Here is a 3,363-nt window from a genome sequence, read left to right as displayed (position 1 = left end):
CGCGGCCCGGGCGGCCGGAGCCGGGGGCACTCCCGGCGGCCGTCGCCGAGGCGGAGGTGGCGGGGGTCGGGGGTGTCCCCCGGTTCGGGGAGGGGCGGGGCTGGGGAACGGGCACCCACCCTCACGCCGTAGCAGCCCTACACCTACGCACCAAGAAGAATTAAGTGGACCTACGGCATACCCGGCGCGACACTTCCGTCATGCCCAGATCCCACCTCGCCTGCGCCATGGTCACCCCCTTCACCCGGGACGGCGACCTCGACCTCCCCGGCACCCAACACCTCGCAGCCGCCCTCGTCGACGAGGGCGGCTGCGACGGGCTCGTGCTGGGCGGCACCACCGGGGAGTCGCCGACCACGACCGACGCCGAGAAGACGGCGGTCATCGAGGCCGTGACGGAGGCCGTCGGGGACCGGGCGCGGATCGTGGCGGGGGTGGGCAGCAACGACACGACGCACGCCGTCGCGCTCGCGCGGGCCGCCGAGAAGGCGGGCGCGCACGGCCTGCTGGTGGTCACCCCGTACTACAGCCGCCCACCGCAGGAAGCCGTCGAGGCGCACTTCCGCATGGTCGCCGACGCGGTCGGCATCCCGGTCACGCTGTACGACATCCCCTTCCGCACCGGCGTCGCGCTCTCGTACGACACCCTGTGCCGCCTCGCGGAACACCCCCGCGTGACCGGGGTGAAGGACTGCGCGTACGACCTGATGAAGTCGGCGCGGACGATGGCCGCCACCGGGCTCGCCTACTACTCCGGCTGCGACGAGCTGAACCTGCCGCTCAGGGCGATCGGCGCGGTCGGCTGCATCAGCACGGTCGCGAACGTGGCACCGCGCGAGGTGCGGGGCGTTCTGGAGGCGTACGACGCGGGCGACCCCGAAGAGGCCGCCCGCCGCCATCTCGCGCTGACCCCGCTCATCGACGCGATGATGTCCCACCTACCCGGCGCGGTAACCGCCAAGGCGCTCCTGAGCACCCTGGGCCGCCCCGGCGGAACGGTGCGCCCACCCCTCTTCGGCGCGGACGCGACCGTAACGGCCGACCTGGCCGCCACCTACGCGACGGCGACCTGACCGCCAAAGCCGACCAGCCCCAACCGCGCGCAGCACGCCCACCCGGGCACGCCCGAAGCAGGGCCCAGGGGGCGGAGCCCCGTCCCCGCCTCCTGTACGCCGCGATCAGCCGTGGCCGTACAACACCGCAGGCAGCGCGCACCAGTGCGAGTACGCCCGCGCAACGCCGGGGGCGGGGGCCGGGGGCGCAGCCCACGGTTTCGGGAAGGGGCGGGGTGGGGGACTTCCACCCCACCGCGATCAGTTGTGGCTGTGCAGCGCCTCGTTGAGCCCGCCCCACGAACCCGTGCGCGGCAGGACCTCGACCGCGCCGGTTGTGGAGTTGCGGCGGAAGAGGAGGTTCGTGGCGCCGGACAGCTCGAGGGCCTTGGCGATCTTGCCGTCCGGGAGCGTCACCCGGGTGCCCGCCGTCACGTACAGGCCCGCCTCGACGACGCAGTCGTCGCCGAGGGAGATGCCGAGGCCCGCCTCGGCGCCCAGCAGGCAGCGCTCGCCGATGGTGATGGTCTGCTTGCCGCCACCGGACAGCGTGCCCATGATCGACGCGCCGCCGCCGATGTCGGAGCCGTCGCCGACGACGACGCCCGCGCTGATGCGGCCCTCGACCATGGAGGTGCCCAGCGTGCCCGCGTTGAAGTTGACGAAGCCCTCGTGCATGACGGTGGTCCCGGCGGCGAGGTGCGCGCCGAGCCGTACGCGGTCGGCGTCACCGATGCGGACACCGGCCGGAACGACGTAGTCCGTCATCCGCGGGAACTTGTCGACGCTGGTCACCGACAGGTGCAGCCCCTCGGCGCGGGCGGCGAGCCGGGCGCGCTCGACCTGGTCGGCGGCGACGGGGCCGAGCGAGGTCCAGGCGACGTTGGCGAGCAGGCCGAACTGGCCGTCCAGGCTCAGCCCGTGCGGCTTGACCAGCCGGTGGCTGAGGAGGTGCAGCCGCAGGTACACATCATGCGCATCGAGCGGCTTGTCGTCGATCGAGGCGATGACCGTGCGGACGGCGACGATCTCGACGCCACGGCGCGGGTCCGGGCCGAGCGCCTTGAGGGCGGTCTCGCCCAGGAGCTGGGCGGTGCGCTCGGCGTCGAGCCGCTCGGTCCCGGCCGGGCCGGGCGCGTCGGCCAGCTCGGGGGCCGGGAACCAGGTGTCCAGAACGGTGCCGTCCTCGGTGAGGGTGGCGAGCCCGGCGGCGACAGCGCCGGTGGTGCGGGTGGTGGTGGCTGCATCGGTCATGGTCAGCACGCTAACCGGAGGCGGGCCCCGGAGGCTAACCGGTCCCAGGGAGCAGACAGGGGCACGGCGCCCTCAGCCGGTCACGCGGGCGAACGCCGCCCGCGCCTCCTCCCGGTCGAATGCCCGCCCGGTCAGCAGGATCTGCAACAGCATCCCGTCGAACAGGGCGTTCACGGCACGCGCGACGTCCGGATCCCCAGTACGCCGCTCCAGTAGCGCGGCCATCCGGTCGAGGAACGAGGCGGCGATCGGCCGCACCGATGCGCGGCGCAGGCCGACGAGATACAGCTCGTATTCCAGCTCCAGCCGCTTGCGGTCGCCCGTCAGCATCTGCTCCATCAGCCACGCCATCTGGTCCGCGAGCGGCATCCCGGGCGGCGCGTCGCGCTCCATGCGCTCCACATCGGCCAGACACTCGGTGTTGACCTGCTCGAGCGCGGCGACCAGCAGATCGTCCAGCGTCGCGAAGTGGTACGTGGTCGATCCGAGCGGTACGTCCGCCTCGGCGGCCACGGCCCGGTGGCTGAGCGCGCCGATCCCCCGCTCCCCCACCACCGCGATCGCGGCGTCGATGATCCGCTGCCGCCGCTCCGGGTCGTAGCGGCGCCCCATCAGTGGGCCCCGCCGAGGTTCAGCACGACGACCCCGGCGATCACCAGCAGCACCCCCATCACCCGCGCGGCGGTCACCGCCTCGCCGAGGAACACCATCCCGATCGCGGCGATGACGGCGGTCCCGGCCCCGGCCCAGACGGCGTACGCGGTGCCGACGGAGATCGTCTTGAGCGTCTGGGCGAGCAGCACGAAGGCGATCCCGTAGCCGAGAGCCGTTGCGACCGACGGCCAGAGCTTGCTGAAGCCGTCGCTGTACTTCATCGAGGTGGTCGCCAGGACCTCGGCGAGGATCGCGCCGGAGAGCGTCAGGTATCCCATGCGTACGAGTGTACACAACGATGCGTACGACCGTACACATAAAAGGTCCGGGACGCACGAAGCGGCCCCCGCGCACGATGCGCGGGGGCCGCTTCGAAAGCCCAGGAGACCTCGGTCAGACGTTG

At 72.8% G+C, this 3,363-nt stretch carries 4 protein-coding genes; 1 reads left to right on the top strand and 3 read right to left on the bottom strand.

What is annotated here, in order from left to right; genetic code table 11:
* Positions 1-200 precede the first annotated feature (200 nt).
* Positions 201-1,073, top strand: a complete 873-nt coding sequence (gene dapA, locus EEJ42_RS32885; protein WP_184503389.1) for a 4-hydroxy-tetrahydrodipicolinate synthase — start codon at positions 201-203, stop codon at positions 1,071-1,073.
* Positions 1,074-1,313: 240 nt separating this feature from the next.
* Here dapA and dapD read toward each other — a convergent pair whose 3' ends face one another.
* From dapD to EEJ42_RS32870, 3 genes are all read right to left on the bottom strand, one after another.
* Positions 1,314-2,306 (bottom strand): 2,3,4,5-tetrahydropyridine-2,6-dicarboxylate N-succinyltransferase, encoded by a 993-nt coding sequence (gene dapD / locus EEJ42_RS32880; protein WP_123105627.1) that lies wholly within the window; start codon positions 2,304-2,306, stop codon positions 1,314-1,316.
* Positions 2,307-2,378: 72 nt separating this feature from the next.
* The gene (locus EEJ42_RS32875) at positions 2,379-2,918 is read right to left on the bottom strand and encodes a TetR/AcrR family transcriptional regulator (protein ID WP_123105623.1); all 540 of its coding nucleotides are present in this window, start codon (positions 2,916-2,918) and stop codon (positions 2,379-2,381) included.
* Complete coding sequence (locus tag EEJ42_RS32870) at positions 2,918-3,238, bottom strand: DMT family transporter (RefSeq protein WP_123105621.1); 321 nt, start codon at positions 3,236-3,238, stop codon at positions 2,918-2,920. The genes EEJ42_RS32875 and EEJ42_RS32870 overlap by 1 nt, the downstream gene beginning before the upstream one ends.
* Positions 3,239-3,363: the final 125 nt, after the last annotated feature.

The sequence above is a fragment of the Streptomyces botrytidirepellens genome (genome assembly GCF_003721215.1).
Lineage (GTDB): Bacteria > Actinomycetota > Actinomycetes > Streptomycetales > Streptomycetaceae > Streptomyces > Streptomyces himastatinicus.
This window is presented reverse-complemented; position numbering and strand designations above follow the sequence as displayed.

Coding starts and splice junctions, on each gene's coding strand:
- dapA (WP_184503389.1), top strand. CDS start 201: ATGCCCAGATCCCACCTCGCCTGCGCCATGGTCACCCCCTTCACCCGG.
- dapD (WP_123105627.1), bottom strand. CDS start 2,306: ATGACCGATGCAGCCACCACCACCCGCACCACCGGCGCTGTCGCCGCC.
- EEJ42_RS32875 (WP_123105623.1), bottom strand. CDS start 2,918: ATGGGGCGCCGCTACGACCCGGAGCGGCGGCAGCGGATCATCGACGCC.
- EEJ42_RS32870 (WP_123105621.1), bottom strand. CDS start 3,238: ATGGGATACCTGACGCTCTCCGGCGCGATCCTCGCCGAGGTCCTGGCG.